Source organism: Nitratireductor thuwali, from assembly GCF_036621415.1.
Lineage (GTDB): Bacteria > Pseudomonadota > Alphaproteobacteria > Rhizobiales > Rhizobiaceae > Chelativorans > Chelativorans thuwali.
In genome coordinates, this window is sequence record NZ_CP030942.1 from 228,073 (window position 1) to 253,987 (window position 25,915).

The window sequence follows — 25,915 nt, forward strand, 5'->3', positions numbered from 1 at the left end:
GCCCTCTAGGCGCCCTCCGGCACCGCCGCGTCCGGCATCTCATCGCCCGCCGTCTTTCGCGCCAGCCTGATGCGGAAGAAGGAAGCGTAGAGCACCGGCACGGCGATCATCGTCAGCACGGTGGCGAAGGCGAGGCCGCCCATGATCGTGACGGCCATCGAGGCGAAGAAGGCGTCGCTGAGAAGCGGCAGCATGCCGAGCACGGTGGTGACGGCGGCCAGGAACACCGGGCGCAGACGGCTGACGCTGGCGTCGACCAGCGCCTTGTCGCGCGGCATCCCGGTGGCGATCTGCGCGTCGATCTCCTCGACCAGCACGATGCCGTTCTTCATCAGCATGCCGGAAAGGCTGAGCAGGCCTAAAAGCGCCGTGAAGGTGAAGGGCAGGCCGGTGAAGAGCAGCCCCGCCACCACGCCGCACACCGCCATCGGCACGACCAGCCAGATGATCAGCGGCTGGCGCAACCGGCCGAACAGCAGAACCGAGATCACCAGCATGACCAGGAAGGACAGCGGAAGCTGGCGGCCCAGCGATTCCTGCGCCTCGCCGGAATTCTCGTACTCGCCGCCCCACTCCAGATGATATCCGGTCTGCAGCGGGATCGCCTCGATCCGCGCGCGCACCGCATTATGCGCGTCGACGGCGGTCAGGTCGCCGGCCGGGTCGGCCTGAACGGTCAAGGTGCGCACCCGGTCGCGGCGGCGGATCAGGACTTCCTGCGGCTCGGTGTCGAAGCTCTCGACGATCTGGGTGATCGGCACGAAGGCCATCTGCCCGGAGCTCCAGATGAGGCGGTCTTCGAGCCGCGTCACGTCGAGGCGCTCGTCGGCCGGCGGGCGGGCGACGATGGGGATCACCTCGTCGCCCTCGCGATAGGTGCCGGAGCGAATGCCGGTCGTAGCGAAAGCCAGCGTCTGGGCGACATCGCCACGGCCGACACCGGAGATGCGCGCGCGCTCCTCGTTGAGGCGCGGCGCCAGCACCAGCTCGCGCTGGCGCCAGTTCTGGCGGATGTCGATCAGCGCGCCGCTCTCCTTCATGATCGTTATGGCCTCGTCGGCCAGCCGCCTCAGCTCGGCCGGGTCGCTGCCGGAAAAGCGCGCCTCGATCTTGGCGCCGCCGCCGGGCCCGAAAACCAGGCGCTCGGTGCGGATCTCGGCCTGCGGAAAGGCCACGCCGAGCTCGTCGCGCAGGTCCGCCGCCAGCGCGTCGATCTGGTCGCGCTCCTCCATCTCCACGATGAACTGGCCATAGGCCGGGTTCGGCTGTTCCGGCGCATAGGTCAGCATGAACCGGCTGGCGCCCCTGCCGACGAAGGTGGAGACGGCCTTCACGCCCGGCTTTTCCAGGATGATCTTCTCGATCTCACCCATGTCGCGCTCGGTGGCGCGTATGTCGGCCCCCTGCGGCAGCGTGTAGTTGACATAGAAGATCGGCGTGTTGGAATCGGGGAAGAACTGCTGGCGCACCATGCCGAAGCCGTAGAAGGAGGCTCCGGTGAGCGCGATCAGCGCGACGATCGTCACCGCCTTCGCCCGCAGCGCGCCGCGAAGCAGGCCGCGATAGCCGCCATAGATGGCGCCCTTATAGGGATCCGCATCGGCATCGCCGGAGCCCGGTTTCAGGAGATAGTGCCCGAACAGCGGCGTGACGGTGATCGCCAGCACCCAGCTCAATAGCAGCGATATGCCGATGACGGCGAACAGCGAGAACAGGAACTCGCCCGTCGCGTCCGGCGAAAGACCGATGCCGGCAAAGGCCATGATGCCGATCACCGTCGCGCCCAGAAGCGGTATCTGGGTGCGGGAGGCCGCGTCGCCGGCCCCTTCGCGCGCGCTCATGCCGCGCTGCATGTTGATGAGCATGCCCTCGGCGATGACGATGGCATTGTCCACCAGCATGCCCATGGCGATGATAAGCGCGCCGAGCGAGATGCGCTCCATCTCGATGCTGAAGATGGCCATGAACATGACAGTGCCCAGCACCGTGAGCAGAAGGGTGACGCCGACCACGATGCCCATGCGCCAGCCCATGAACAGGCACAGCACGCCGATCACGATGGCCACCGACATGACGAGGTTGACCATGAAATCGCTGATTGCCTTCTCGACCACCTCGTGCTGCTGGTAGATCGGGCTGATCTCCACCCCCAGCGGAATGCGCGGCGAAAGCTCGGCGAGCTTCGCGTCCACGGCCTTGCCGACCTCCACGATGTTGGTGTCGGCGACGCCGGCGACCGCCAGCGTGAAGGCATCCTCGCCGTTGAAGTGGATGATGTGGTCGGGCACTTCGGTCGGCGCGCGCACGATCGTCGCAATGTCGAGCAGGCTGATCTGTTCGGTCGTGCCGGGCTGGCCGACCCGCAGCGCCTCGATGGCGGCCACCGAATCGAAGGAAGGCTGCAAGGAAATCCGCACGCGCTTGTCGCCGATGCGCACCGCGCCGGCCTGCTCCACCGCATTCTCTGACTGGATGGTGTTCACCACCTGCTCGATGGGAATGCCGAAGCGGGTCAGCTTCTCGTTGGAGATTTCCAGATAGATCGTCTCGGTCGGCTCGCCCGCCGTGGTCACCTTCGCGACGCCCGGAACCGTCAAGAGCTCGCGGCGCAGGAAGCTGGAAATGGAGCGCTTGTCCGCGTCGGAGAAGCCGGGAGCGGTGATGGCGTAGAAAAGCCCGAACACGTCGCCGAAATCGTCGTTGACCATGGACGGGCCGGCGCCCTGCGGCAGGTTCGACTGCGCATCGCCGACCTTGCGGCGCAGCTCGTCCCAGATCTGCGGTATCTCCTCGCCGTCATAGGTCGACTTGATCTCGACCTGAAGCTCGGATACGCCGGGCATGGATTTGGAGGTGACGAAATCGAGCTGGGACATCTGCTGCACCGCCGATTCCAGGACCTCCGTCACCTCCTGCTCCACTTCCTCGGCGGTGGCACCGGGATACTGGGTGACGACGATGGCCGATTTCAGCGTGAAGGCGGGGTCCTCCAGCCGGCCGACGCTCGACAGGCCCCAGATGCCGCCGAACAGGCAGAACAGGATGACGATCCAGGTATAGATCGGGCGGTCGATGGCCGTGCGGGCGATCTGCATCAGTCTATCGCTTTCAAAAATTGATGACGTCGTGAAACGGGAAGAAGGCGGGCGCCGGGGCGCCCGCCGGTCAGAATGCGTTCATGGAGCGGACGGTCATGCCGTCCTGGAGCTTCGGCCCGCCGGCGGCGACGACCATCTCGTCTCCGTCCAGACCCGACAGCACCGGCACGCGCTCGCCCTCGAGGCTGCCGAGCGTGACCTTGCGCGGCGAAACCTGCTTGGTCGATGCGTCGAACACCCACACCTGGAAGGAGCCGTCGGCGCTGGTGTCGACCGCCGAAAGCGGCACGGAAAGCGGCTTGTCGTCCGCCGCGGCGGCATAGTGTATGGCGACGGAAGCGGTCATCCCCGGCAAGAGGTTCAGGTTCGCCGGCGGCTTCATGCCGAAGGTCACCTCATAGGTCTGGGCGACGTCGTTGGCCTCGGTATTGTGCTCGCGATATTCCAGCGGAAAGCGCCGGTCGATGCCCGGAATGGACGCTTCGACCTGCATGGCGCCCGGCTGTCCGACGAGGCGGACGAGATCTTCGGGCACCGAGATCTCGACGCGGAACTCGCTGATGTCCTGGATGCGCAGCACCGGCGCGCCGGCGGCGACATTGGTGTAGGTGTCGGTCAGGCGCCGGGTGATGAGCGCGTCGAAGGGCGTTTCGAGGCGCGTGTGCAGGAGATTGCGCTCGGCATTCTCGGCCGCCACCTTGCGCAGCTCGTATTCCGTCTTCGACTGGTCGAACACCGCATTGGACACGGAACGGCTGGCCAGCAGCTTTTCCTTGCGCTCGAAATCGGCGCGGGCAAGCTCCTCGGAAAGCTTGGCCTGGCGGTAGGCGAGTTCGTAGTCGACCGGATCGAGCGCCGCCAGAAGCGCCCCTTTTTCCACCTTCGTCCCTTCCTTCACCGGCATCTCGATCAGTTCGCCGCCGACCCGGAAGGACATTTCGACGGTGCTGACGGGCGCCAGGCGTCCGACGAAATTGCGCGTGTCGAGCGGCGGCGTGTCGGAGACCGGCTTGATCGAAACGGTCGGCACGGGTGCCGGCTCTTCATTGTTGGCCTCGCTCTTGGAGCAGGCGGCAAGGGCCAGGGCAGCCAGTGCGAGTGCGCCGAAACGGATGAATTTTGACATCGTGGGTGCCTTTATTTGCAGATTTGCGTCGCAAGCTCGTCCAGGCGTTCCAGAAGGTGGGCGCGCTGTTCGTCGGGGATGACTCCGGTCCCCAGCATGCAGTGAAACATCAGCCCGTCGGCCGCCGCCCAAAGCAGCGCGGCCAGCTCCGGGTCGGTCCCGTCCTCCAGCACCTGCTGCCAGCGCGCCTGCATCTGAGCGCGCATGGGCGCCAGAAGCTCCGGATCTTCCGCGGCGACGGCCAGCACGGCCATGGGAACGGAGGGATCGATGGTGGCCTTGAAGGCCGAAGCCTTGATCAGCGCGCGCAGCGTGCGGTTGGGCTGGCCCTCGAGCGCATCGCGATGCTCGTCGATCAAGGGCGAGATCGCCTCGATCATCCAGTCGAGCATGCCCTTGAGAAGCAGGTCCTTGGAGGGAAAATTGTAAAGCACCCCGCCCTTCGACAGGCCGGCCTCTCTGGCAACGGCCTCGATGGTGATCTTGCCCGCGCCCTCGCGGCTGGCCAGCCGCTGGGCCGCCTCGAGAATCTCCTGCCGGGAGTTGGATGTGCGTCTGTCTGGTCTTGTCATTTTCGGTCCCGATGCGCGGATCGCCGCGCTGGTTTGTGTGGTTTGTGCGCCGGTGCGCGCCCACAAAGAAGGCGCTCCACAGCTAAACCGTCCGGATGGTACATATACCGTCCGCACGGTACAGTAAAGGTGGCGCGTCAGATTTTTTTGCGGTGCAGCATCGATTGGCCGCGAAGCCCCGGCGGGCAGCGCCGGCCGAGGCGGGCTCGCTATCGCGGCCCTTGTTGCGCTTTCAGATCATTATGGGCGAGGTTTCGCCTGCCGCCGTCGCGGGCGGCTCCAGGAAAAATGGAAGCCGGTTTTCCTGGAGTTGTTAAAGCAGTCCCCGCATGGCGAGGTTGCGCATCAGCGCCGCCGCCCCAAAGGTCCAGGGCGGGCATTCGGTGCTGAGGCGCACGGTGTTCGAGAGCGCGCCGAGGTCGGGCGCGGAGATGACGACCCGGTCGCCCAGCTTGTGGGTGAAGCCCTCGCCCTCGTGGTCGCGGTCCTTGGTCGGCGCGAACAGCGTTCCCAGGAACAGCATGAAGCCGTCGGGATACTGATGGTGCCGGCCGATCGTCTGGGCGACGAGTTCTTCCGGATCGCGGCTGATCTCCGACATGGAGGAATGGCCGTCCAGCGTGAAGCCGTCCTCGCCCTCGACCCGCAGGTCGAGCTCGGCCCTGCGCACGTCGTCCAGCATGTAGCGCCCGTCGAAAAGCCGGATCATCGGCCCGATCGCGCAGGAGGCGTTGTTGTCCTTGGCCTTCGACAGGAGCAGCGCGGAGCGGCCTTCGACGTCGCGCAGATTGACGTCGTTGCCGAGCGTCGCACCCAGGATGGCGCCGCGCGAATTGACCGCCAGCACCACTTCCGGCTCGGGATTGTTCCATTTGGAGACCGGATGCAGGCCGATATCGGCGCCCCAGCCGACGGAGGAAAGGACCTGCGCCTTTGAGAAGACTTCCGCGTCGGGGCCGATGCCGACCTCCAGATACTGGCTCCACAGGCCCTCGGCGATCAGCGCCTTCTTGGCCGCAGCCGCCTCGGGCGAGCCGGCCTTCAGGTCGCGCAGGGATTTGCCGATGGCGCCGCCGATGCGCTCGCGGATGCTCTGCGCCAACGCCGGGTCGCCCGCCGCCCGCTCCTCGATCACCCGCTCCACCATCGAGCCGGCGAAGGTGACACCGCAGGCCTTGACCGCCTGCAGGTCGCAGGGCGCCAGCCAGCGCACGCCCTGGCCCGACAGCGTGGAAGCGCAGACTTCCTCGACCGTTCCCAGCGCCTCGCCGTCGGCCTGCCGCACGAAGCCCGCCGGGTCGTCCATCTCCATCGCGTCGCGCACGGTCGGCGCCGCCTTCGAGGTGATGTCCACGAGATGCCCGTCGCGCAGCGTGACCACCGCCGGGCCGATGCCCGGCCTCTCCACCCGGCCGAGATAGACGCCGGAGGCGTCGAGCGCGGGGACCGTGAGTTCGTTCATGGCTGATGCTCCGAAATGGGCGCGTCGGCGCGCAGCAGGCCGGCGCTCTTGAGGTCGGCCCACAGGCCCGTGGGAATTTCCCGCGCCAGCAGCGCGATATTGGCGTTGACTTCCTCGGCCGAGACCGCGCCGGGGATGACGGTGCGCACCGCGGGGTGGTGCAGCACGAATTGAAGGGCGGCCTCGATCAGCCGCACACCATGGGCGGTGCATATCTCCTCGATCCGCCGCACCCGCTCCAGGATGTCGGGCGGCGCGGCGTTGTAATTATATTTGGCGCCCTCGACCGCGCCCGTCGCCAGTATGCCGGAATTATAGGGACCGCCGAGAATGATGCCGATGTCGTCCCGCTCGCAGCGCGGCAGGAAGCTGTCCAGCGCCTCCTGCTCCAGAAGCGTGTAGCGCCCGGCCAGCAGGAAGCAGTCGAACGCGCCCTCGTCGAGCAGCCTTTCGCAGACCTGCCACTCGTTCACGCCCGCGCCGATGGCCTTGATGCGGCCCGCATCCTTCAGTTCGGTGAGCGCCCGGTAGCCGCCGCCGTCGAACAGCTCGCGTATCTTCTCCTCGCTCGCTTCCCGGCTGCCATGGGTGAAGACGTCGACGTCGTGGACCAGCAATATGTCGACCGCCTCCACCCCCAGCCGTTTCAGGCTGTCCTCATGGCTCCTCATCACGCCGTCATAGGTGTAGTCGAACACATAGCGCCTTTGCGGCACGTCGACGAAGGAAGCCGGCGTCACCTCGCCCGGCGCGCAATCCTCGAGCCAGCGGCCGATCTTGGTGGAAAGGGCTACATCCTCCCCGAAGCCGGCAAAAGCCCGCCCGAAACGCTCCTCCGAAAGGCCGAGACCGTAGAGCGGGGCGGTGTCGAAATAGCGCACGCCGCCATCATGGGCCGCGCGCAGCGCCGCCTGCGCGTTCTCCTCGCTGACGGCACGGTAGAGATTGCCGAGCGGCGCGCCGCCGAAGCCCATCCGGGTCAGCATCACGGGCGCCTGCGCGCGCAACGGAACCTTGTCGCCGGCCTTCATGCCGATCCTCCCACCAAACTACGGTCTCCCTCACCCCACCCCGAGCGCGCGCCGCCTGGCGCTGTCGATATGGGCCTCCAGCGCTTCGAGCGCGGCTTCCTCGTCGCGCGCGGCAAGCGCCTCGACGATGCGCATGTGCTCGCTCATCACCGAGGTCACGAGCTCCGGCAGCATGCGGGTGTCCTCCTGGCGGATGACGCGGATCTTGACCGAGTTGACGCGGTAGATGCTGGAGATCAGCTCGTTGCCGATGGAATCGATCATCCGGTCGTGGAAGGCCCAGTCCATGAGCTGGGCATTCTTGAGCAGCTCCGGCGTCACGCCGTCTTCCACGGCCGCCCGCTGCACCGCCAGATGGTCCTCCCGGAGCCTGGCGATCTCCGCCTGGCTCGCCGCCCTGCAGAAGCTGACCACCGCTTCCCGCTCCAGGATCAGGCGTAGCTGGAAGGCGTTGCGGATGAGATCTATGTCGACATGGGCGATCTGCATGCCGCGCTGGGGAACGGTCTTGATCAGGCCGTCGGCCTCCAGCCGCGGGATCAGCTCGCGGATGGCGCCCAGCGGCATGCCGGTGATGGCGACGAGCTCGCGCTGGGACAGGAACTGCCCCGGCCTGATCTCCCGGGAGAACAGACGCTCCTTGAAGGTCTCGTAGGCCTTCTCGCGCAGCGTCGTCGGCTCGCCCGCCTTCTGGTTCATCCTGTGCCGCCCTCATGCCGCCGCCAATTACGCGGCCTTGTCCCGCCCCATCGCCTGCCAGACGTCCCTGAGCCTATCAATGTCGGCGGCGGGGGTGGAATCAAGGGGCGCGCGCACCCTGTCCCAGCCTTTTTCATTCCGCATCACCCCCACCAGCGCCTTCACCGCCGGGGTGACCGGCAGCTTCACCACCGCGTCAACCAGCCCGCTCAGGTCGGGATCGTCCTTGCCGGTCGCCACGAGCTCGGCAAGCCGGGCGGGAAAGAGATTGGCCATGCCGCTGATGGCGCCCGCCGCGCCCAGCCGCACGGCGTGGGCCAGCTGGCGCTCGTCGCCGACGAGCACCTGCAGGTCGCGCTCGCCGAGGAAAGCCTCGGTGGTCGGCCAGTCGCCCGCCGAATCCTTGACGCCCACGATCAGCTCGCCGAACCGGTCCTTCAGCCGGCGCACCAGCTCCAGCGAAAGCGGGGCGGCGGTGACCTGCGGGATATGGTAGAGGATGATGCGCGGCGACTGGCCGGCGATCTCCCCGATCAGCGCCGAATACCAGCCGAAAAGCCCTTTCTGGCTGACACCCTTGAAGTAGTAGGGCGGCGGAACGAGGATGGTGCGAATGCCCGTATCGAGCGCCGCCAGCGCCTGCTCGGCGACGCTGCCGACCGCCGCCCCGCCGACGCCGGCCACCATCCTGTCCGGTGCGATGCCGGCGCTGGTCAAGGCATATTGCACCTTCAGCCGCTCCGTCATCGACAGCGAGGCCCCCTCGCCTGTGGTGCCGAACAGGGTGATGCTGGCGCAGCCATCGGCAAGAAGGCCCCTGGCATGGGCCGCCATGCGCTCCAGATCGACGGAGAAATCGTCCCGGAACGGCGTGACGAGGGCGGCGGAAATGCCGAAGGTTCCGTTCTTCGGATGGTTGGAAGCGGTCATTGAAAACCCCTGAAGGATATGTTCGATGACTAACATGTTAGTGCGTTGTCGTCAGTGGCGCAAGCCCGCCAGTGATTGCTCGCGAGCTGCTACCCTGCCGTCGCCCGCGCCCGCGTGTCGGGCAGCAATATGGTCAAGAGCCCCAGCAGCGGCAGGAACGAGCAGGCTACAAAGACGAACCCGATGCCCTTCCAGTCGGCGATCACGCCCAGCACCGCCGCGGCGATGCCGGCCATCCCGAAGGCCAGGCCGAAGAAGATGCCGGCGACCATGCCGACCCGGCCGGGCACCAGCTCCTGCGCGAAGACGACGATGGCCGGAAACGCCGATGCCATGACGACGCCGATCACGCCGGTCAGCACGACCGTCCAGGTCAGATCGGCATAGGGCAGCGCCAGCGTGAAGGGCAGGACGCCGAGGATGGAGAACCAGATCACCGTCTTGGCCCCGACCCGGTCGCCTATCGGCCCGCCGAGGATGGTGCCCAGCGCCGCGCCGCCGAGGAACACGAAAAGCAATATCTGCGAGGCCTGCACCGACACACCGAATTTGTGGATCACATAGAAGGTGTAGTAGCTCGTCAGGCTGGCCAGATAGATGTGCTTGGAAAAGGTCAGGATGGTGAGCACCGCGAGCGCGACGACCACTGTCCGCCGCGGCAGCATGGGGACCGCCGTGCCGGGCCGGCTGCCGTTGGCCGCGCAGTAGCGGCTGTACCAGTTGCCGACCCGCCAGAGCACCATCATGCCCACCAGCGCCGCCAGCGAGAACCAGGCAACGCTGTCCTGCCCCCGGGGAACCACGATGAAGGCGGCCAATAGCGGGCCGATGGCGGAACCGGCATTGCCGCCCACCTGGAAAAGCGATTGCGCCAGGCCATAGCGCCCGCCGGAGGCCAGCCGCGCCACCCGCGAAGACTCCGGATGGAACACGGCCGAGCCGAAGCCGATGAGCATGGCGCCCAGAAGAAGGAACGAATAGTCCCACGCATAGGCCAGGAACAGCAGGCCGGCCAGCGTCGAGCCCATGCCGACCGGCAGCGAATAGGGCATCGGCCGCTTATCCGTATACATGCCGATCAGCGGCTGCAGCAGCGACGCCGTCACCTGGAAGGCCATGGTCAGAAGGCCGATCTGCCAGAAATCGAGCCCGTAGCTGTCCTTCAGCATCGGATAGAGCGCCGACAGCAGCGACTGCATCACATCGTTGAGCAGATGGCAGAAGCTCACGGCGAGGATGATGCCGTAGGCCGTGGTCTCCCCGGAAGACCGGGCGCGGATGGCTGCCGTGTCGGCCAAGATCGTGCTCCTGATAGTGATCCGATGCGGATCTGCGCCTGATCCTTACGCCCGTTGCGCGCGATCTTCTTTCGTGGTTTGGTCGAAAACTTTCGCAACTGGGCCATCCCGTGAACGACACATCCGCCATCCGCAGCCCGTCGACCGCCTCCCTTGAGGAGCACCACAAGCGGATTCTGGCCCGGCTGGAGGAGGTGGAAGGCGCGGTGCTGGCCGTCTCCACCGACTATCCGGACGGTCACCGAATACCGGTCCACCGGCACAGCCGCTCGCAATTGCTCTACGCCCTGTCGGGCGTCGTCATGGTGAGCACCGGCAAGGGGCGCTGGATGGTGCCGCCCGAACATGCGATCTGGCTGCCGGCCGGCACCGACCATGCCGTCGAGATGCTGGGCGAGGTCGAGATGCGGTCGATCTATGTGCTGCCCGATGCGCTGCAGGGCCTGCCGGCGGATCTGCGGGTGGTGGCTATGACGGATCTGGTGCGCAGCCTGATCGTGGAGGCGGTGGCGCTGCCCCTGCCGCCGCGGCGCACGGCCAGGGCGGGGCTGATTCTGGACCTGCTCCTGCACGAGGTCACCGGCCTGCCGGAACGGCCGCTGGCGCTTCCCTTCCCGTCCGACCGCAGGCTTGCAGCGCTCTGCCGGCAGTTCCTCGCCGCGCCCTCGGCGCGGGCCACCATCGACGGCTGGGCCAGGGCCGCCGGCATGAGCCGCCGCAGCTTCACCCGCGCCTTCCGGCGGCAGACCGGGCTCGGCCTGTCCACCTGGCGCCAGCAGGCCTGCTTGTTCGCAGCCCTGCCCCGATTGGCCGACGGGGAAGCCGTCACCACCGTTGCCCTCGAGCTCGGCTATGAAAGCGTCGCCGCCTTCACCACCATGTTCAAGCGCATGCTGGGCAAGCCGCCGCGCGCCTGGCTGCGCTAGGGTCAGGACCTATTAATATGACCACAATGGTCGGCCTGATTAATAGGTCCTGACCCTGGAGCGCCGTGCGTCTTCCAAGACGCGCAAAGGACGCTCTAAACCATTGAATCTAGGCATCGAGCTTCCCGAAAATCGATCCCGATTTTCGGGCCGATGCTGTAGCAATTCCAGGAAAAGGGAAGCCGGTTTTCCCTCCGCAATTGCGTGGAATCAAATAGCTGATCAGTCCGGCGTTTCTGCGACACGGTGAACTGATCTAAACGCCGGCCGCCCGCGCCGCCTTGCACCATCAGCTTTCCGGGGCCGTCGTTTCAAGCCTGAGCAGCCCGCCTTCCACGCGCCGCCTGAGATGCGTGTCGATCTCGCCGCGATGCGGGCAGGCGTGGAACGAGCCGCCGCAAAGGCGATTGAGCCGGTCGAGATCGGCGAAGGCGGGGGAGCCCGTCAGGCCGGCCGCGCGCAAAAGGTGGGTGCCGAGAAAGGCAATGTCGACGGTCGCCTGCGGCGACGGCGGCCGCGCGACGGTGCCGCCCAGCGTATAGAAGGTGCGGTAGGCGAGCGAGCGCGGACGGCCGAGCGCGCCATCGCCCTCCAACTCGTCGACGAACGGCTTGGTGGCGAAAACCTGGTGATCGCCGAACGCCATGAGCACGGAAGGCCTTTCCGACTGCTCGGCCAGCCGCCTTTCCGCGAACTCGGCATAATCGCGGTTCGCCACGAGCATACGTCGCAGATATTCGGCGATCTGCGGATCGTCGTGAAGCGGCTCGCCAGGCCCGTCCGGCCCCGGTTCGAGCGGCGCGTCATAGGGCGAATGGGCGAACATCGTCTGCACCAGCAGGAACAGCGGCCGCCCGTCCGCTTCCCGGTGTTCGGCAATGAAGCGCTCGGCCGCGTCGAAATAGAACCGGTCGCGCATATGGAAGCTCGGCGCTTCGATCGCGTCCATGTCCATCACGGTTTCAAAGCCGATCGACGAGAGGAAAGGCCCTTCATTGACGAAGGTGTAGTTCAGCGGAAGGATGGCGGCGGTGCGATAGCCGCAGCGGGCGAAGATTTCCGGCAGCGCACCGGAGACGCGGTTCTCCAGCGAAATGGTCAGGTAAGGGCTGCGCCAGCCGAAATCCGTGGCCGAAAGCCCGGTCATCAGCGAGAGATTGGTGATCCAGGTGCCGCCGCCGAAGGATTCGACCTGCAGCGGACGCAGTTCGCCGGCGTTCTCGGCCATCTCCCCGGCCAGGGCCTTTCCGCCTTCGATCTGCGGAAAATAGGCCGGGCTGGTGTGGCTTTCCTCCAGCACGACATAGACATCCGGCTGCTTCCCGCCGCCGCATTCCACCGTGTCGTCGAAGGGCTCGGCAGGCGCGGCGCCGGCCAGCCGGCTTTCCAGCGCGCCGTCTCCGGCAAGATTGGCCAGATCGAGCAGCGAAACGAAGAAGGCCGTCGAATGGCGGCCCTGCAGGTAATAGAAATAGCGCTGCTCGGCATAGGCCTCCGCCGGATAGGTCAGCGGAAGGCCCGCCGCCGCCACGACGAGCGGCGCAAGCCGCGCCGTCGCGGACACCGCCGCCGCCCGCTCCAACCTGAAAAGCAAGGCCAGCACCGCCAGCGCGACGCCGGCCAGGACAAGAACGGGTGCCACCAGACCGAGATAGGAGGAGAAGATGAAACGGTAGATATCCGGGTCGCCGGCGACCACCACCGCGTCGTAGAAATGAACCGAGAATCCCTTCATCTTGAACTTTATCGCCGAAGCCACCGATATCGTGCCGACGAGCGCCCAGGCGCAATAGACGGAAAAGGCAGGCCGCCGGGTCGCGGCGAAGAGGCAGGCCGCCGAGAACGCGACGATGAACACGGCAAAAGGAACGGTCTTTGCGTTGTTCTCCGCATTCCAGATAAAGGCCACGCCGAGGACGCTGAAGAGCGAGATGGCAAGCGGATGGACCGCCGCCCGCATGCAGATGGCGGCCGCCCGCGCGAACAGGGCCAGGCTGCGGATTGTGAGCGGCTTTGACATTAGCCAGCTATTGGATATCGGGGCGGTTCCCGCAATCGGATAATCCAAAATGGGTTAACCGCCGGGCCGGCGGAAGGCGCTCGCGGGCATCATGCACGCGGCAGCGCCGCGGATGCACAGAACCATTTGGGCCACTGCGCGTTGTGTCAGGTTGGAGCGCCCGTTCGGACGCCACACAAGGACGCTCTGAAACTTTGAACCTGCGCATCGTTTCCCGATTGTCGGAAAGCACGATGCCGTGGGCAGAAGGAGGAATAGCATCATGCGCACGATCTTGGGGCGAACGATCCTGCTGGCCGTCGTGGGTTTCGTTGCAGTGCCCGCTGCTGCAACGGCCCAGGAGGGCATCCCGGCGTGTCAGGATCAGCAGAATCTCGAGCAAGTTCTGGGCAGCAACGGAGAAATCATGCCCGAAGACTGCCGGGAAGCGACCATCAGCGTCCTGGAAACCGACGGCGACCGGCTTTGCCTCGTCGATCTGTCGGGTGAGAGCGAAGGCATTGTCGGAGAGATACGCGACGTCGCCGTTGAACAGCGCTGGTGGATGAGCTGCCAGGATATCGAGGAGGCCGTGCGCTAAAGCGCCGAGCGACCGAACGGCCGCATGATGGACGCTCCGACACTTTGATACTGCGCATCGCGCTTTCCGAGATCGGTTCCGATTCTCGGGCCCGAGCGAGCGACCGGTCCGTTCTGTCTCGACTGGGTGAGGGTGCGGCAAGGCATCGAGGTGGGCTTTCCTGGGGCCATGCCGCATTTGACGTCCTCCGCCCTATCCCGGAAATGCAGGTGGCGTTCGAGCAGAGCAGAAGGAGCTATCGGGGAATACCGTCGCTCTCTCCCGTTATGAGGCTCATCGGCCAGATCCTGCGCACCGTGCCCAAGGGATATCGTTCTTGGAAACCAGGCATGGTGGCCAGCAATGCTTCTGCAAGGCCCTCGCCCAATGCGTGAAGATCGATGCGGAAGCATGTAAGCGGGGGCGAGAGGAACTTCGCCTGCGGGCTCTCGCGAAAGCCGATCACCGCTATGTCCCGGCCGGGCTCCAGCCCCGCATCCCGCAGGCCGCGGTAGAAGCCGATCGCCGTCGTCTCATTGACGAGCACGATCGCCGTTGGGCGCTCCTCCATCGCGACCACCTGCCTTGCCATCTGGTAGCCCCCTATCTCGTTGGGCGGCGAACGCAGAACCAGTTCCGGCGGCAGGACCAGCCCGTGGCCCTCAAGCGCCGTTCTCGCGCTGTCGAGGAAAACAAAGCCGAGATTGGCATCGTCCGCTGGTGCGGAGACGGCGATCCGGCGATGTCCCTTGGCCACGAGCCGGTCGATGCCGGTGCGGGCGAGACCTTCGAAATCGAGATCGATCCAGGGATGGCCGGCATCGGTTTCGCTGCGTCCCAGTGCGATGAAGGGTATGCCGCGCTCCGCAAGGTAGGCGATACGCGAATCCTCGCGCCGCGTAGCTGAAATGATGAGTGCATCCGCAAAGCCGCGCGCAACCGTCCGGCGGAGATAGTCGTCCGGGTCCTCACGCGAAGAGCAGAGCAGCACGACGAGATCGAGGTTGTGGCGTGAGAACACGGCCTGCACGCCATCGAACACGCTCATGAAGAATGTGTCCCCGTCGCCGGTGATTTCAGAGCCCGTCTGCATCATGAAGCCGACGACGCCGGTCGAGCCCCTGCGCAACGCGCGGCCTGCCTGATTGGGCGCATAGCCGAGCGCGCCCGCCGCCTCTAGCACGCGCCGGCGCGTCTCCTCGTTCACGTCCGGACGCCCGTTGAGCGCACGCGAAACCGTGCCGATGGAGAGGTTGAGATGCTGGGCAACGCGCCTTATGCCGACCATGTCTTTCCCTGTTGATCTTCGTTTCGCATGCGAAACTGCAAGCTTTCGCCCAAGCGTCGCTGCCGACGCAGAGATGAAGCACCTCCCCCTCGCCCTTCGAGACCCGGTGCTCGGCGGCACCGCATCGCGCCGGCTTAAGGCAGCAGTTGAGCGCTTGCATCAGCCTTCTTCGTAAACGTTTTCGATTCTCTCTTGACATGAATGAAGCGCCGATTCTAGTGTCGTAAACGTTTACGGAACGCGTTCCGGCCGGATTGGGAGAGAGCAGGCCAGGCCGCAGTTTATCTCCGGGAGGAGCTTCCTTGACGAAGTCGAAAGCCGTTCTTGCGGGATGCGGAGCAATGGCCAAGGGCTGGTTGCGCGCCCTGCGACAGACGTCCGCACTGGCCGACCGCATCGAGGTCGTCGGACTGGTTGACATCGATGAGAACGTCGCCCGCGAGCGAGCCCGCGAGTTCGAGATTGCGCCGCTGATCGGCACCGACCTTGCGACTGTGCTGAAGGCCACAAAGGCCGATTTTCTGTTCGACGTGGTGCCGCCGTCAGCCCGCAAGGCGACCGTTCTGACAGGCCTTTCCCTCGGCTGCCACGTGCTGAGCGAAAAACCCATGGCGACCTCCATCGAGGATGCGCGCGAGCTGATCGCGGCGGCTGAAAGGGCGGCGCGTATACACGCCATCGTCCAGAACCGCCGCTTCATCTCGGGGGTGCGGCGCATCCGCGCCTTTCTTGAGAGCGGCGTGCTGGGCGAACTCACCGGCTTCCACTGCGACTTCTTCCTCGCGCCGCATTTCGGCGGCTTCCGGGAGCAGATGGAGCATCCGCTGCTTCTGGACATGGCGATACACACCTTCGATGCGGCCCGCTTCATGGCGGACAAGGTGCCGCTCGCCGTCTATGCGCAGGAAGCCAATCCGAAGGGCTCCTGGTACGCCCACGGGGCGGCAGCCAACGCCATCTTCGAGTTCTCCGACGGCGTGATCTTCACCTATCGAGGCTCGTGGTGTGCCGAAGGCGCGCCGACCAGCTGGGAAGCGGCGTGGCGCTTCATCGGCACCCGCGGCTCGCTTCTCTGGGACGGTGCGGAGCGCTTCGAAGCGCGGGTCGTGGCGAGCGAGGGCAAGTTCCTCAACGACCTCAAGATCGTTTCGGTACCGGAAGAACCGGCAGCGGAGCTGACTCATGGCCACGCGAGCGTCATTGCCGAATTCCTCGCGGCGGTCAATGAAGGCCGCCGGCCCGAGACCGACGGCACGGACAACGTCAGGAGCCTCGCCATGGTGTTCGCAGCAATCGAGAGCGCTGCCGCACGCGCGCGGGTCGAAATCAGCCAATAGGAAGGAAGAACGTGAGCGATCCAGCCAAGGCCATCCGCATAGGCACCATGATCAAGGCTACCGACGGCAAGGCGGCCGAGAATATCGCGGCCATCGCCGATCTCGGCTTCGAGAGCTTGGAGCCCTTCTTCTGGCAGACCACTGGGGACCAGAACCTGGCGGAGCTTGGCAAGCGCTGCCGCGAGGCCATCGGCGATCGCGACATCACCATTTCCACCCTCGGCATGTTCGGCAATCCGCTGGAGGACCGGCCGCTCGACCGGGACACCCTCGAAGGCTGGAAGAAGTGCATCGACAACGCCCACCACTTCGGCGCCACCTGCGTGGCGGGCTTCACCGGCCGCGTCCGTGGCAAGCCGATCGAGGAAAGCCTGCCGCGCTATCGCGAGATCTGGTCCGAGCTTGCCAGGCGCGCGGCCGACCGGGGCGTGAAGATCGCCTTCGAGAACTGCGCCATGGACGGCAACTGGCAGACGGGCGACTGGAACATCGCCCACAATCCGGACGCCTGGGAACTGATCTTCAACGAGACGCCGGACGACAATATCGGGCTCGAATGGGAGCCCTGCCACCAGATGGTCTATCTGATCGACCCGCTGCCGCAGATCCGCAAATGGGCAAGCAAGATCTTCCACGTGCACGGCAAGGACGCGACGATCCGATGGGACGTGATCCGCGAGCACGGCATCTTCGGCAAGCACGCTCATGTCTTCATGCGCACGCCGGGCTTCGGCGACAGCAACTGGACCGACATCATCTCCGAACTCCGGCTCGCCGGCTGGAGCGGCTCCATCGACATCGAGGGCTGGCACGACCCGGTCTACCGCGATGCGCTGGAGATGACGGGGCAGGTGCGCGCACTCGAATATCTCAAGCAATGCCGCGGGGGCGAGTTCGTCGCCGCCGCATGAGGACGGGCTGGGAGGAACGCCCGTCCGTTCGCAACGCAGGCTCAAGGCCTGCAAGAGGAGGAGAGAAGATGAGACTGACGATTGCGCTGACGGCCGTCGGGCTTCTGGCCACGACGGTTATTGCTTCCGCCCAGGAGGTGGAGCTCGATCTTTGGACGATCGACGATCCGGGCGAGTACCACTACGTGCTGGCCGAGGAGTTCATGAAGGAGCACCCGAACATCAAGATCAATGTTCGCACGGTGCAGTTCCGCGACATGGTGAACGACCTCGCCCGGGCGGTCGCGACCGGCTCCGGGCCCGACATCACCTATATCGACAATCCGGAAGTCGCGCTCTTCGCCTCCCGCGGACTGCTTCTCGACCTCAAGCCCCATATCGAGAAATCGGAGATCGTGAAGGAGGAGGATATCTATCCCGGGCCCCTCGCCTCGGTCACCTGGGAAGGCGGCATCTACGGCCTGCCGCGCGGCGCCAACACGATTGCGCTCTACTACAACGCGGACAAGTTCCGCGAGGCGGGGCTCGACCCTGACAACCCGCCCGGTACCTGGGATCAGCTCTACGAGGCGGCCAAGGCGCTGACCAAGCCCGACCAGAATGTCTACGGCCTCGCCTTTTCGGCCGTGGCGAGCGAGGAAGGCACTTTCCAGTTCCTGCCGTGGCTGCAGATGACGGGCGGCAACTACGACAATGTGGCCACCGAAGGCGGGGCCAAGGCGCTGAATTTCTGGAAGCGCCTGATCGACGAGCGGCTCGCCTCCCCCGACACGCTGATCCGCAGCCAGTGGGATTCCACCGGCACTTTCAACACCGGCAGCGCCGCCATGGCGATCTCCGGCCCGTGGGAGCTGCCGCGCATGAGCCAGGAGGCGAAGTTCGAGTACCGCGCCGCCCTCCTGCCCGTGCCGGAGGAAGGGGCCGAGCGTGCTTCGGCGCTCGGCGAAGGCGACAATGTGATCCTCGCCAACACGGACAATCCGGATGAAGCGTTCCAATTCGTCGAGTTTCTCTATGCGCAGATGCCGCGCGTGTGGAACGAGTTCGGCTATCTCCCCGCTTCGCAAGTCGAGGTGAAGGATCCGAAGAACCCGGAGATCTACGCCGTGTTCGAGGAGAGCATGAAGTATGCCCGCAACCGCGGTCCCCATCCCGAATGGCCGCGCATTTCCAAGGCGATCCAGCAGGCGATCCAGTCGACGCTCACCGGTCAGGCGGAGGCTGGCGCCGCGCTGGAAGCGGCTCAGCAGCAGATAGACCAGGTTCTGGGAAAATAGTCTCCTCCCGAGACCGGCTGCGGATGGCCTTCGTGCCGTCCGCAGCCGACCGCCGATAAAGGATATCTGCTGATGGTGCGTTTCTGGCGTTCCCTGCGCGATGGAAGCAGCTTCGATGCCGTCCTGGTCTGGCTGGCGCTCGGCTATCTCATCGTCTTTTCCGCCTTTCCGCTGATCTACAACATCGTCATTTCGCTCCAGACGGTGGACCTCTTCTCGATTGCCTCCTTGAACCGGCCCTTTGTCGGCCTGCAGAACTACCGGGAGGTGCTCTCCCAGCCGATCGCGGGACTGGTCTTCTGGAACACGCTGCAGTTCGTCGTGCTGTCGATCGTCTTTCAGCTTTGCATCGGCTTCGGCCTTGCACTCTTCTTCCAGCAGGATTTTCCAGGCGCCTCCTATCTGCGCGGCCTGTTCCTGGCGGGCTGGATCATGCCGGCGCTGGTGATTGGCGCAGTGTGGAGCTGGATTCTCGCCGGCGATTTCGGCGTGCTGAATTACTGGCTGCGATCATTGGGCCTCATCGACCAGAACATCTTCTGGCTCTCGGACCCGAGCGTCTCGCTCTATTCCGTGATCATTGCCAATATCTGGCTCGGCGTTCCCTTCAACATGATCCTGCTTTCCGTCGGCCTTGCCGCCATCCCCCACGATGTCTATGAGGCGGCGGAGCTCGACGGCGCCACCGCCTGGCAGCGCTTCCGCACCATCACGCTTCCGCTCATGCGGGCGCCGCTGGGCGCCGTCATCTCGCTCGGCGTCATCTTCACGTTGCAGCAGTTCGATCTGTTCGCGGCACTCACCCAGGGCGGACCTTCCAACGCCTCCAACGTGGCACAGTACTGGTCCTGGCAGCTTTCCTTCCAGACCTACCAGATCTCCTATGGCAGCGTGGTCTCGGTGCTGATGATCGTCTTCGTCATAGGCGTGGCGGCGATTTATACCCGCTCCACCCGGCATGAGCAGGCGGCCTGAGGGGATCTCATGAAAAAATACATTCTCCTCGCCCTGGCCATCCTTTTCGTCGCGGTCTACCTGTTCCCGCTCTACTGGATGTATGTCACGGCCCTGAAGCCCAGCTCGGAGATATTCCAGTTTCCGCCGACCTTCTGGCCGCAAGACCCGCAGTTCGACGTCGCCGATGTCTGGACCCGGCTGCAGATGGACCGGTTCCTCACCAATTCGCTCATCATCGCAGTGGGCACCTCGGCCATTATCGTGGCGGTCGGCACGGGCTGCGCCTATGCGCTCGCCCGGGTGCGCTCGGTCTGGATGGACATCGCCCTCTTCGCCATCCTCATGATGCAGGTCCTGCCTTCCTCGCTGATGATCACGCCGATCTTCGTGGCCTTCAGCCAGGTGGGGCTTCTCGAATACCCCCGGCTTGCAGTCATCCTGGCGCAAGCCGCCAAATCGCTGCCGCTCTACATCGTGCTCTGCCGCACGGCCTTCATGCAGGTGCCCAGGGAGCTCGAGGAGGCGGCCCTCGTCGACGGCAATTCGCGCATCGGTGCCTTCTTCGGCGTCGCCATACCGCTGGCGCGCAACGGCATCCTGGTCACCAGCGTGCTCATCTTCCTTCATGCCTTCGGCGAGTATGTCTATTCGCGCTCGCTGATCGGCGAGCGGGCGCTGCAGCCGGCCACCGTCGGCTTGCAGTCCTTCATGGGGCCGAACACCAGCGACTGGTCCGGCGTGATGACCTATTCGGCGATCTACGTGACCCCCATCCTCATCATCTTCGTGCTGCTGCAGCGGCGCATCGTCAGCGGCCTCACCGCGGGAGCCTTGAAATGACTTCGACGGCGCAGATCGAGTTCGAGAACGTGCAGAAGCACTATGGGCAGTTCCACGCGCTCAAGGACATCAACCTCAGGATCGACAAGGGGAAGTTCGTGGCCCTTGTCGGCCCTTCCGGATGCGGGAAGTCCACGCTTCTGCGCTCGCTGGCGGGGCTCGAATCCATCTCCAGCGGCACGCTGAGAATTGCCGGCGAAAAGATGAACGATGTGCCGCCGCGCCGCCGCGACATCGCGATGGTGTTCCAGTCCTACGCGCTCTATCCGCATATGACGGTTCGCGACAACCTCACCTATTCCATGCGGCTGAAGGGCGTGCCGAAGAACGGCCGCGAAAAGGCCGCGCGCGAAGTGGCGGCGATCACCGGACTGGGCGATCTGCTGGACCGTTACCCGCGCCAGCTTTCCGGCGGGCAGCGCCAGCGCGTCGCGATGGGCCGGGCGATCATCCGCCACCCCAAGGCGTTCCTCTTCGACGAGCCCTTGTCGAATCTCGACGCGGCCTTGCGCGTGCAGATGCGGAAGGAAATCCGCGCGCTGCACGACCGGCTGGGCGCCACCTCGGTCTATGTCACCCACGACCAGGTGGAGGCGATGACGATGGCCGATCATGTGGTGGTGATGCGCAACGGCGTGATCGAGCAGCAGGGCGCACCGCTCCAGCTCTACGACCGCCCCGCCAACCGCTTCGTGGCCGGCTTCATCGGCTCACCAGCCATGAATTTTGTGGAGGCGGCGGTCACGGCCTCTGGCGATGCGCTGGCGCTGGACGGATTTGACGGCGCCCTCGTGCCGGTGGCCCGCAGACTGGAACCAGGCCGGAAAGTTCTGGCCGGCCTGCGCCCGGAACATCTTGCTCTCGGCGATCCTGACAAGAGCCCGATCCGGGTGCCTGTCTCGACCGTCGAGTTCACGGGAGCCGCAAGCTATCTTTCCTCCTCCACGGAACCGGAGCTGACGATCTTCCATGCAGGCCGCACCGAGGTGCGACCGGGCGACAGCGTGGGCTTGAGCATTGCGCCGGATTTCGTCCATCTCTTCGACCCCGGCACCGGACAAGGCGTGGACTGAAGACCGGCCCCGGCCGGCGTCTCGGCCAGTTACGCCGGTTGAAGGAGCGTCTTGGCCTCGAGGAACTCCCGGCACTTTGCCAACCCCGGCCAGACCACCAGCGACGCCCGAGCATGGGGCAGGAATGCCGGGTTCAGATCCAGTATCTCCGAACGCACCCCCGGATATGGACCCGGGCCGGGGCGCAGGAGGGCGTCAACGGCGCCGCTGACGAGATCCGCCATGTCATCGGTCAAGGTCGCCCGCAAATAGGCGGGGGCTCTCCCGTCCCTGCCAAGCCAGCCAGCAGACGGTCAGGCTCGCCGGCCCGAAAGGGCGAGATTCCGAAGCGCAGAACCCTCTGCGGCAGGTCGGTCGTGATGGCGTCGGCAGCCGCCGAGAGCCTTTCCAGGCCGTCGCTGACGCCAGCCAGCAGCGCCTCGCCGTGGCTCGTCAGAACGAGGCTGCGATGCAGACGCTGGAACAAGGGCAGGCCCAGCACCTCCTTAAGGTGCTTGACCTGCTGGCCGACCGCCCCCGGCGTAACCGAGAGTTCCTGCGCGCCAGCTTCAAGCTGAGGTGGCGGCCGGCAGCCTCCAAGGCACGCAAGCCGTTGAGCGGGGGCAGTCGGTAACTCACGGGAGACCTCGGGACGGTTGATCGAGGGTTCAGGATAGAAAATCTGGGCCAGGTGTCGGGAAACAAGCGTTTGAGCACGGGAGGCGCATCGCTGCACAATGGGGCACTCGAACAAAGGAGAGGTCGATGCAGGTCCGCCTGATCAACGCCGACACCGTGCCGGTTCCGACGACGGGATACGTGCAGGCTCTTGAGATTGCCCGCCACGAGCGCATGCTCTTTGTCAGTGGCCAGACGCCGGTCAATGCGAACGGCACCGTGCCCGAGGGCTTCGAGGCGCGATGCAGGCTGGCCTGGCGCAACATCGAGGCGCGCTTTCGGCAGCCGGCATGACGCTCGACAATCCGGTCATGCACCGGACCTATTTGGCGGATCGCAGCTACACCTTGGTGAACCGGTCGGTGCGCAACGAGATCCTGAACGGTCGAAAGACGGCGTTGACGGTCGTGGTCGCCGGAATCTTCGACGAGGCGTGGCTGGTGGAGATCGAGGCGGTTGCAGCCGCCTGACCAGGACAGTTCTTGCCGGCGGCCGTGACATAGGCCTTTGCAGACAGGCCCTCGATCGGTTCACCGTTTCCCAGAAGCGTGAACTAATCTAACCGTTTGATTTCACGCAGTTCCGGGCGGCAAACCGGGTTTGGAACTGCGCTAAAGCACGGCCCAGGCGCGGTAGCGGCCGCGGCCGGTGATTTCGCGGGGGCCGAGCTCGCCGATCAGGTTGAGCGCCGCTCTCTGGGTGATCTTCAGCTCGTCGGCGATCATGCCGGCCGAAACGATCGGCCGCGACAGGATGAGCTCGACGAGCCGCGGAAGGCGGGAGCTTTTGCGCCGGCCCCTTAGCCGGCGTTCGAATTGGGCGGCGGCGAGTTCCAACCGGTCGATCTCCCTCAGGCCGGCCAGCGCGCCGGCCGATAGCGCATCGAAGAAGGCATGGCAGCGGGCCGGCGCCTTGCGCGACATGCGTTGCTCGCGGGGGATCTCGCGCAAGGCCGCGGCGAGGCTGAACAGATGCCGGGTCTTGCCGCTCTTGCGCAGGAAGGCGGCGACCAGGAGGTTTCCAAGCCAGGACTGCCGCTCCAGCGGCTGCAGCGCCTGCCACGCCTCCCATGCGTGAAAAGCCATCAGCACCGGCGGCAGCCTGGAGCCCTCGATGGCCGAAAGCCGGGCATGCCAGTCGGCCAGAAGGCCGCGCTCGTCCCTGTCCCCGTCGCGGATGAGCGCGTCGATGGAGGCCGCCCCCGGCCCCGAGAAATCGCCTGCGAAATCGGCCGCCTCCCCCGCCCCGGACCGGGCTTGGCCGGGTGTCAGCGGCCACCGGGCGGCTTGCATGGCAGGGTCCCCTTCCCCGTCCCTGGCCGCCAGGAGCCGGTTGGTGCGCGCCAGCACCGCATCGATCTCGGCCAGTTCCTCGGCCAGGGCGTCGTCGCGGTCTGCGGGCATGGCGGCGGGATCGGGCGGGGCCGTCCGTTCCGGCAGGGGCGGGGCCGTGCCCTCCTCCCGCGCCTGCAGCAGGGCGAGGCCGGCCGGTGCGGTTGCCCAGTCCGGCGGTTCGGCTGCGATCCGGCGGCGCTTGCGCAGTATCGCGTGGGCCCGGGTCAATTCGTGCGAGGGGCTGCGCACATCGAGCCGCCCGTCATGCAGGACCAGATCCTCCATGTGGACGAGCTCGCCTTCCAGCCAGCACGCGGCGACGGCATCGGCGAAGTCGCGGCGCAGCAGGAAGCCCTCGCCCCGGCTGCTGCGGTCTATCCGTTCGTCGAGCCGGGCAAGCCCGTCCTCGGCCCGCGCAAGGGGGGAAAGGAGGTCCGGATGGTCGAGAACGAGAGATTCGTAAGCCATTGGTTTATGGTTATCATTTCCTTAACACGGAAGCTATCTCGACATTAGCTTCCGCTGGTCGGGAAATGCGGTGTTCCATCAATCTCGTGAATCGGTGGCGCTGGATCGATTCACCGAATGCGTTGGACGCCGAAAGCGCCGCCGGGCGAGACTCGGGCCATGCAGAAAACGCTGTCCGAGCATCTTCTTTTTCGAATCGATACCACCTGCAATATGGCACGCTTTTATTGCCTGTCCATAGAACCAAGCCTGTTCGGCGATGCCGCTCTGGTGCGCCAATGGGGGCGGATCGGCACGCGCGGCAGGGCGATGGTCGATCTTTATCGCAGCGAGGCCGAAGCCCGCCAGGCTTTCGAGCGGCTGCTCGCGGCCAAGCAGAAGCGCGGATACCGGCTGGATGCCGGAAGGCATCACGCCGCCTGACCCGGGCACAGCCGTTCCCGCAGGCCGCGCACGGCCAGGGCCGAAAGCATCGGCTTCAGCGAGAAATCGCCGATCTCCGCCCGCGCCGTCAGCCCGCGCAGATATCCGCCGGGCGATTGGATCTGGTCGATGCGTTCGAGGATCGCCGCGACCGCCGCCGCCGCGCCGGCCTGCCCCAGCACGCGCCGTGCTCTTTCCCAGGCGCTGCCCGATATGCCCAGCATCGATCGGACAAGATCGGCCGCCGCCGCCAGATCCCGCCAGCCGGCAATGCCGTTGGGCGCATAATCCCTGATTTGGGGGCAGGCCGACAGGACGAGCGTCAGGTCGACCGGCTCGACTGATGGGTTCGGCCTTGCCGGTTGACAGCTGTCAACTTCCGGGGAGGAGGCGCTGTCGCTGCGGTCGCGCATTTCAAAATCAACTGGCTTATTTGTTAAAGGATATTCTGACTCTGAACCCTCTATATGGCGCTCATTTTGCGCGTCATTGGCGCTCATTTTCGGTGATTTTCGGCTGATCTCCGGGGCGTTTGAGCTCGTTTCGGGGGTGTTTAAGTTCGTTTCCACGGCCTGACCCGGGCTTTCAGCCAGGAATTCAGCCTCCAAACGGGCCCGCAGCGAGAGGAGCGCGTCCCTGCGGCGCGATAGTTCGGCCCGCGGCGTGTTGCGGCCGAGCCGGCCCGAAAGGGCCTCGAATTCGGCGGCAAGGCCGCCAGCTTCGGCCCTGCCCTCCTCCTGCGCCGCCTTCAGGATCGCCGACATGTCCCGCAGATGGATGGTGATCTCGGCGCGCAGCATGCGGATCGCCGCCGCCTCCTGCCGCGCCTCCTCGGCCAACCGCAGGATCTCGCCGGCCCGCATGACCAGCGGCGCCAGGTCGAAGCCGAAGGCCGCCTCCACCTCGCCCTTGTCGTTGCGGCAGGCAAAGCGCTTGCCGTTGGCGCTGTCGCGGCGCAGCACCATGCGCGTTTCCACCAGGCAGGCCAGATGACGGCGCAGCGTGGCCGGCGCCATGCCCCTGCTCCGGAGCGACAATTCGGCGTTGGAGGGAAAGACGATCAGCGGCCGGGCGAGGTCAAGCCGCCGCTCGGGATAAAAGCTCATAAGCGCTTCCAGAACGGCGACGGTGCGATCGGAAAGGCCGAGCGCCGCCTTGGCCTCGGTCACCGCCCGGATCAGCTTCCACTTGTCCTCGACGACCTTGCTCCGGCGCGAATCGCCCTGCCCTGCCACGCCGCCGCCAGGTCCCCCGGCAGCCTTCCTGGCATTGAGTATCTGCTCGTTCAGTGCAAATTGCGCACGCGCCAACCCTCGCCCGCCGAATGGCGAGACGGCAAAACTGTCCGTCATGGCTCTTACCTTTCATCAGGCAAGAAAAAGACGGCCACCGGAACGGTCCGATGCTTGACATTGTCGGTCGGAAGTGATTCTTTCAGATTGCTACATCGAAAAGGGGCTTCCGGAATGGCAACGTTCTGGGGGCCTTTTTTCTTGCGGTCTCTACCTCGTTTTCAGTTCATTTCGTTACGCTGTGGAACACTCTACGCGCGCCGGTCAAACCCTGGATAGATCGGCCGTGGATAGATCGGCCGTGGACAAATTGACCATGGTCTGCCGACGCCAACTA

At 65.5% G+C, this 25,915-nt stretch carries 23 protein-coding genes and 2 pseudogenes; 10 read left to right on the forward strand and 15 right to left on the reverse strand.

Annotated features, from left to right (window positions below):
• Positions 1-5: 5 nt before the first annotated feature.
• The 8 genes from NTH_RS21620 to NTH_RS21655 form a co-directional block, all read right to left on the reverse strand.
• Positions 6-3,095, reverse strand: coding sequence for an efflux RND transporter permease subunit (locus tag NTH_RS21620; RefSeq protein WP_338532032.1), 3,090 nt, complete (start codon positions 3,093-3,095; stop codon positions 6-8).
• 70 nt (positions 3,096-3,165) lie between these two features.
• Positions 3,166-4,224 carry an efflux RND transporter periplasmic adaptor subunit gene (locus NTH_RS21625; protein WP_338532033.1) on the reverse strand — a complete coding sequence of 353 codons (1,059 nt, stop codon included), beginning with the start codon at positions 4,222-4,224 and terminating at the stop codon, positions 3,166-3,168.
• Between the two features lie 11 nt (positions 4,225-4,235).
• Positions 4,236-4,796, reverse strand: coding sequence for a TetR/AcrR family transcriptional regulator (locus NTH_RS21630; protein WP_338532034.1), 561 nt, complete (start codon positions 4,794-4,796; stop codon positions 4,236-4,238).
• 313 nt (positions 4,797-5,109) lie between these two features.
• Complete coding sequence (locus tag NTH_RS21635; RefSeq protein ID WP_338532035.1) at positions 5,110-6,258, reverse strand: fumarylacetoacetate hydrolase family protein; 1,149 nt, start codon at positions 6,256-6,258, stop codon at positions 5,110-5,112.
• The gene (locus NTH_RS21640) at positions 6,255-7,289 is read right to left on the reverse strand and encodes an aldo/keto reductase (RefSeq protein ID WP_338532036.1); all 1,035 of its coding nucleotides are present in this window, start codon (positions 7,287-7,289) and stop codon (positions 6,255-6,257) included. The genes NTH_RS21635 and NTH_RS21640 overlap by 4 nt, the downstream gene beginning before the upstream one ends.
• 30 nt (positions 7,290-7,319) lie before the next feature.
• Positions 7,320-7,988, reverse strand: coding sequence for a GntR family transcriptional regulator (locus tag NTH_RS21645; RefSeq protein WP_338532037.1), 669 nt, complete (start codon positions 7,986-7,988; stop codon positions 7,320-7,322).
• A 27-nt stretch (positions 7,989-8,015) separates the two neighbouring features.
• Entirely contained in the window at positions 8,016-8,918 is a 903-nt protein-coding gene (locus tag NTH_RS21650; protein WP_338532038.1) for a dihydrodipicolinate synthase family protein, read from the reverse strand.
• An 89-nt stretch (positions 8,919-9,007) separates the two neighbouring features.
• A complete protein-coding gene (locus NTH_RS21655) occupies positions 9,008-10,216 on the reverse strand; it encodes an MFS transporter (RefSeq protein WP_338532039.1) in 1,209 nt (402 codons plus the stop codon).
• Between the two features lie 110 nt (positions 10,217-10,326).
• Between NTH_RS21655 and NTH_RS21660 the strand changes: the two genes are divergently transcribed.
• A complete protein-coding gene (locus NTH_RS21660) occupies positions 10,327-11,142 on the forward strand; it encodes an AraC family transcriptional regulator (protein ID WP_422392456.1) in 816 nt (271 codons plus the stop codon).
• A 289-nt stretch (positions 11,143-11,431) separates the two neighbouring features.
• Here NTH_RS21660 and NTH_RS21665 read toward each other — a convergent pair whose 3' ends face one another.
• A complete protein-coding gene (locus tag NTH_RS21665; RefSeq protein WP_338532040.1) occupies positions 11,432-13,162 on the reverse strand; it encodes a sulfatase-like hydrolase/transferase in 1,731 nt (576 codons plus the stop codon).
• Positions 13,163-13,424: 262 nt separating this feature from the next.
• Between NTH_RS21665 and NTH_RS21670 the strand changes: the two genes are divergently transcribed.
• Positions 13,425-13,742 (forward strand): hypothetical protein, encoded by a 318-nt coding sequence (locus tag NTH_RS21670; protein ID WP_338532041.1) that lies wholly within the window; start codon positions 13,425-13,427, stop codon positions 13,740-13,742.
• Between the two features lie 235 nt (positions 13,743-13,977).
• Here NTH_RS21670 and NTH_RS21675 read toward each other — a convergent pair whose 3' ends face one another.
• Positions 13,978-15,009: a LacI family DNA-binding transcriptional regulator gene (locus NTH_RS21675; protein WP_338532042.1), complete on the reverse strand. Its 1,032-nt coding sequence runs from the start codon at positions 15,007-15,009 to the stop codon at positions 13,978-13,980.
• Between the two features lie 302 nt (positions 15,010-15,311).
• Here NTH_RS21675 and NTH_RS21680 point away from each other — a divergent pair, with 302 nt between their 5' ends.
• The 6 genes from NTH_RS21680 (at position 15,312) to NTH_RS21705 (ending at position 21,404) form a co-directional block, all read left to right on the forward strand.
• A complete protein-coding gene (locus NTH_RS21680; protein WP_338532043.1) occupies positions 15,312-16,346 on the forward strand; it encodes a Gfo/Idh/MocA family oxidoreductase in 1,035 nt (344 codons plus the stop codon).
• Between the two features lie 11 nt (positions 16,347-16,357).
• On the forward strand, positions 16,358-17,257 hold the full coding sequence (locus tag NTH_RS21685) for a sugar phosphate isomerase/epimerase family protein (RefSeq protein ID WP_338532044.1): 900 nt from the start codon (positions 16,358-16,360) through the stop codon (positions 17,255-17,257).
• Between the two features lie 68 nt (positions 17,258-17,325).
• Positions 17,326-18,534: an ABC transporter substrate-binding protein gene (locus NTH_RS21690; protein ID WP_338532045.1), complete on the forward strand. Its 1,209-nt coding sequence runs from the start codon at positions 17,326-17,328 to the stop codon at positions 18,532-18,534.
• Positions 18,535-18,606: 72 nt separating this feature from the next.
• A complete protein-coding gene (locus NTH_RS21695; protein WP_338532046.1) occupies positions 18,607-19,509 on the forward strand; it encodes a carbohydrate ABC transporter permease in 903 nt (300 codons plus the stop codon).
• A 9-nt stretch (positions 19,510-19,518) separates the two neighbouring features.
• The gene (locus tag NTH_RS21700) at positions 19,519-20,331 is read left to right on the forward strand and encodes a carbohydrate ABC transporter permease (RefSeq protein WP_338532047.1); all 813 of its coding nucleotides are present in this window, start codon (positions 19,519-19,521) and stop codon (positions 20,329-20,331) included.
• Positions 20,328-21,404: an ABC transporter ATP-binding protein gene (locus NTH_RS21705; RefSeq protein WP_338532048.1), complete on the forward strand. Its 1,077-nt coding sequence runs from the start codon at positions 20,328-20,330 to the stop codon at positions 21,402-21,404. The genes NTH_RS21700 and NTH_RS21705 overlap by 4 nt, the downstream gene beginning before the upstream one ends.
• A 29-nt stretch (positions 21,405-21,433) precedes the next feature.
• Here the strand turns inward: NTH_RS21705 and NTH_RS21710 are convergent, their stop codons facing one another.
• From NTH_RS21710 to NTH_RS21720, 3 genes and pseudogenes are all read right to left on the reverse strand, one after another.
• Positions 21,434-21,640 carry a hypothetical protein gene (locus NTH_RS21710; protein WP_338532049.1) on the reverse strand — a complete coding sequence of 69 codons (207 nt, stop codon included), beginning with the start codon at positions 21,638-21,640 and terminating at the stop codon, positions 21,434-21,436.
• The gene (locus tag NTH_RS21715; RefSeq protein WP_338532239.1) at positions 21,637-21,870 is read right to left on the reverse strand and encodes a hypothetical protein; all 234 of its coding nucleotides are present in this window, start codon (positions 21,868-21,870) and stop codon (positions 21,637-21,639) included. Before NTH_RS21715 ends, NTH_RS21710 begins: the two co-directional genes overlap by 4 nt.
• Before the next feature lie 12 nt (positions 21,871-21,882).
• Positions 21,883-22,119 (reverse strand): annotated as a pseudogene (locus tag NTH_RS21720) (hypothetical protein); the annotation flags it as partial.
• 29 nt (positions 22,120-22,148) lie between these two features.
• Between NTH_RS21720 and NTH_RS21725 the strand changes: the two are divergent.
• A pseudogene (locus NTH_RS21725) lies at positions 22,149-22,531 on the forward strand (RidA family protein).
• 141 nt (positions 22,532-22,672) lie between these two features.
• Here the strand turns inward: NTH_RS21725 and NTH_RS21730 are convergent.
• Positions 22,673-23,863: an RHE_PE00001 family protein gene (locus tag NTH_RS21730; RefSeq protein WP_338532050.1), complete on the reverse strand. Its 1,191-nt coding sequence runs from the start codon at positions 23,861-23,863 to the stop codon at positions 22,673-22,675.
• A 159-nt stretch (positions 23,864-24,022) separates the two neighbouring features.
• Here NTH_RS21730 and NTH_RS21735 point away from each other — a divergent pair, with 159 nt between their 5' ends.
• Positions 24,023-24,286, forward strand: coding sequence for a WGR domain-containing protein (locus NTH_RS21735; RefSeq protein WP_338532051.1), 264 nt, complete (start codon positions 24,023-24,025; stop codon positions 24,284-24,286).
• Here the strand turns inward: NTH_RS21735 and repC are convergent.
• The gene (gene repC / locus NTH_RS21740; RefSeq protein ID WP_338532052.1) at positions 24,274-25,638 is read right to left on the reverse strand and encodes a plasmid replication protein RepC; all 1,365 of its coding nucleotides are present in this window, start codon (positions 25,636-25,638) and stop codon (positions 24,274-24,276) included. The two genes, NTH_RS21735 and repC, sit on opposite strands and share 13 nt — an antisense overlap.
• Positions 25,639-25,915 lie beyond the last annotated feature (277 nt).

Coding starts and splice junctions, on each gene's coding strand:
- NTH_RS21620 (WP_338532032.1), bottom strand. CDS start 3,095: ATGCAGATCGCCCGCACGGCCATCGACCGCCCGATCTATACCTGGATC.
- NTH_RS21625 (WP_338532033.1), bottom strand. CDS start 4,224: ATGTCAAAATTCATCCGTTTCGGCGCACTCGCACTGGCTGCCCTGGCC.
- NTH_RS21630 (WP_338532034.1), bottom strand. CDS start 4,796: ATGACAAGACCAGACAGACGCACATCCAACTCCCGGCAGGAGATTCTC.
- NTH_RS21635 (WP_338532035.1), bottom strand. CDS start 6,258: ATGAACGAACTCACGGTCCCCGCGCTCGACGCCTCCGGCGTCTATCTC.
- NTH_RS21640 (WP_338532036.1), bottom strand. CDS start 7,289: ATGAAGGCCGGCGACAAGGTTCCGTTGCGCGCGCAGGCGCCCGTGATG.
- NTH_RS21645 (WP_338532037.1), bottom strand. CDS start 7,988: ATGAACCAGAAGGCGGGCGAGCCGACGACGCTGCGCGAGAAGGCCTAC.
- NTH_RS21650 (WP_338532038.1), bottom strand. CDS start 8,918: ATGACCGCTTCCAACCATCCGAAGAACGGAACCTTCGGCATTTCCGCC.
- NTH_RS21665 (WP_338532040.1), bottom strand. CDS start 13,162: ATGTCAAAGCCGCTCACAATCCGCAGCCTGGCCCTGTTCGCGCGGGCG.
- NTH_RS21670 (WP_338532041.1), top strand. CDS start 13,425: ATGCGCACGATCTTGGGGCGAACGATCCTGCTGGCCGTCGTGGGTTTC.
- NTH_RS21675 (WP_338532042.1), bottom strand. CDS start 15,009: ATGGTCGGCATAAGGCGCGTTGCCCAGCATCTCAACCTCTCCATCGGC.
- NTH_RS21690 (WP_338532045.1), top strand. CDS start 17,326: ATGAGACTGACGATTGCGCTGACGGCCGTCGGGCTTCTGGCCACGACG.
- NTH_RS21695 (WP_338532046.1), top strand. CDS start 18,607: ATGGTGCGTTTCTGGCGTTCCCTGCGCGATGGAAGCAGCTTCGATGCC.
- NTH_RS21700 (WP_338532047.1), top strand. CDS start 19,519: ATGAAAAAATACATTCTCCTCGCCCTGGCCATCCTTTTCGTCGCGGTC.
- NTH_RS21705 (WP_338532048.1), top strand. CDS start 20,328: ATGACTTCGACGGCGCAGATCGAGTTCGAGAACGTGCAGAAGCACTAT.
- NTH_RS21730 (WP_338532050.1), bottom strand. CDS start 23,863: ATGGCTTACGAATCTCTCGTTCTCGACCATCCGGACCTCCTTTCCCCC.
- NTH_RS21735 (WP_338532051.1), top strand. CDS start 24,023: ATGCAGAAAACGCTGTCCGAGCATCTTCTTTTTCGAATCGATACCACC.
- repC (WP_338532052.1), bottom strand. CDS start 25,638: ATGACGGACAGTTTTGCCGTCTCGCCATTCGGCGGGCGAGGGTTGGCG.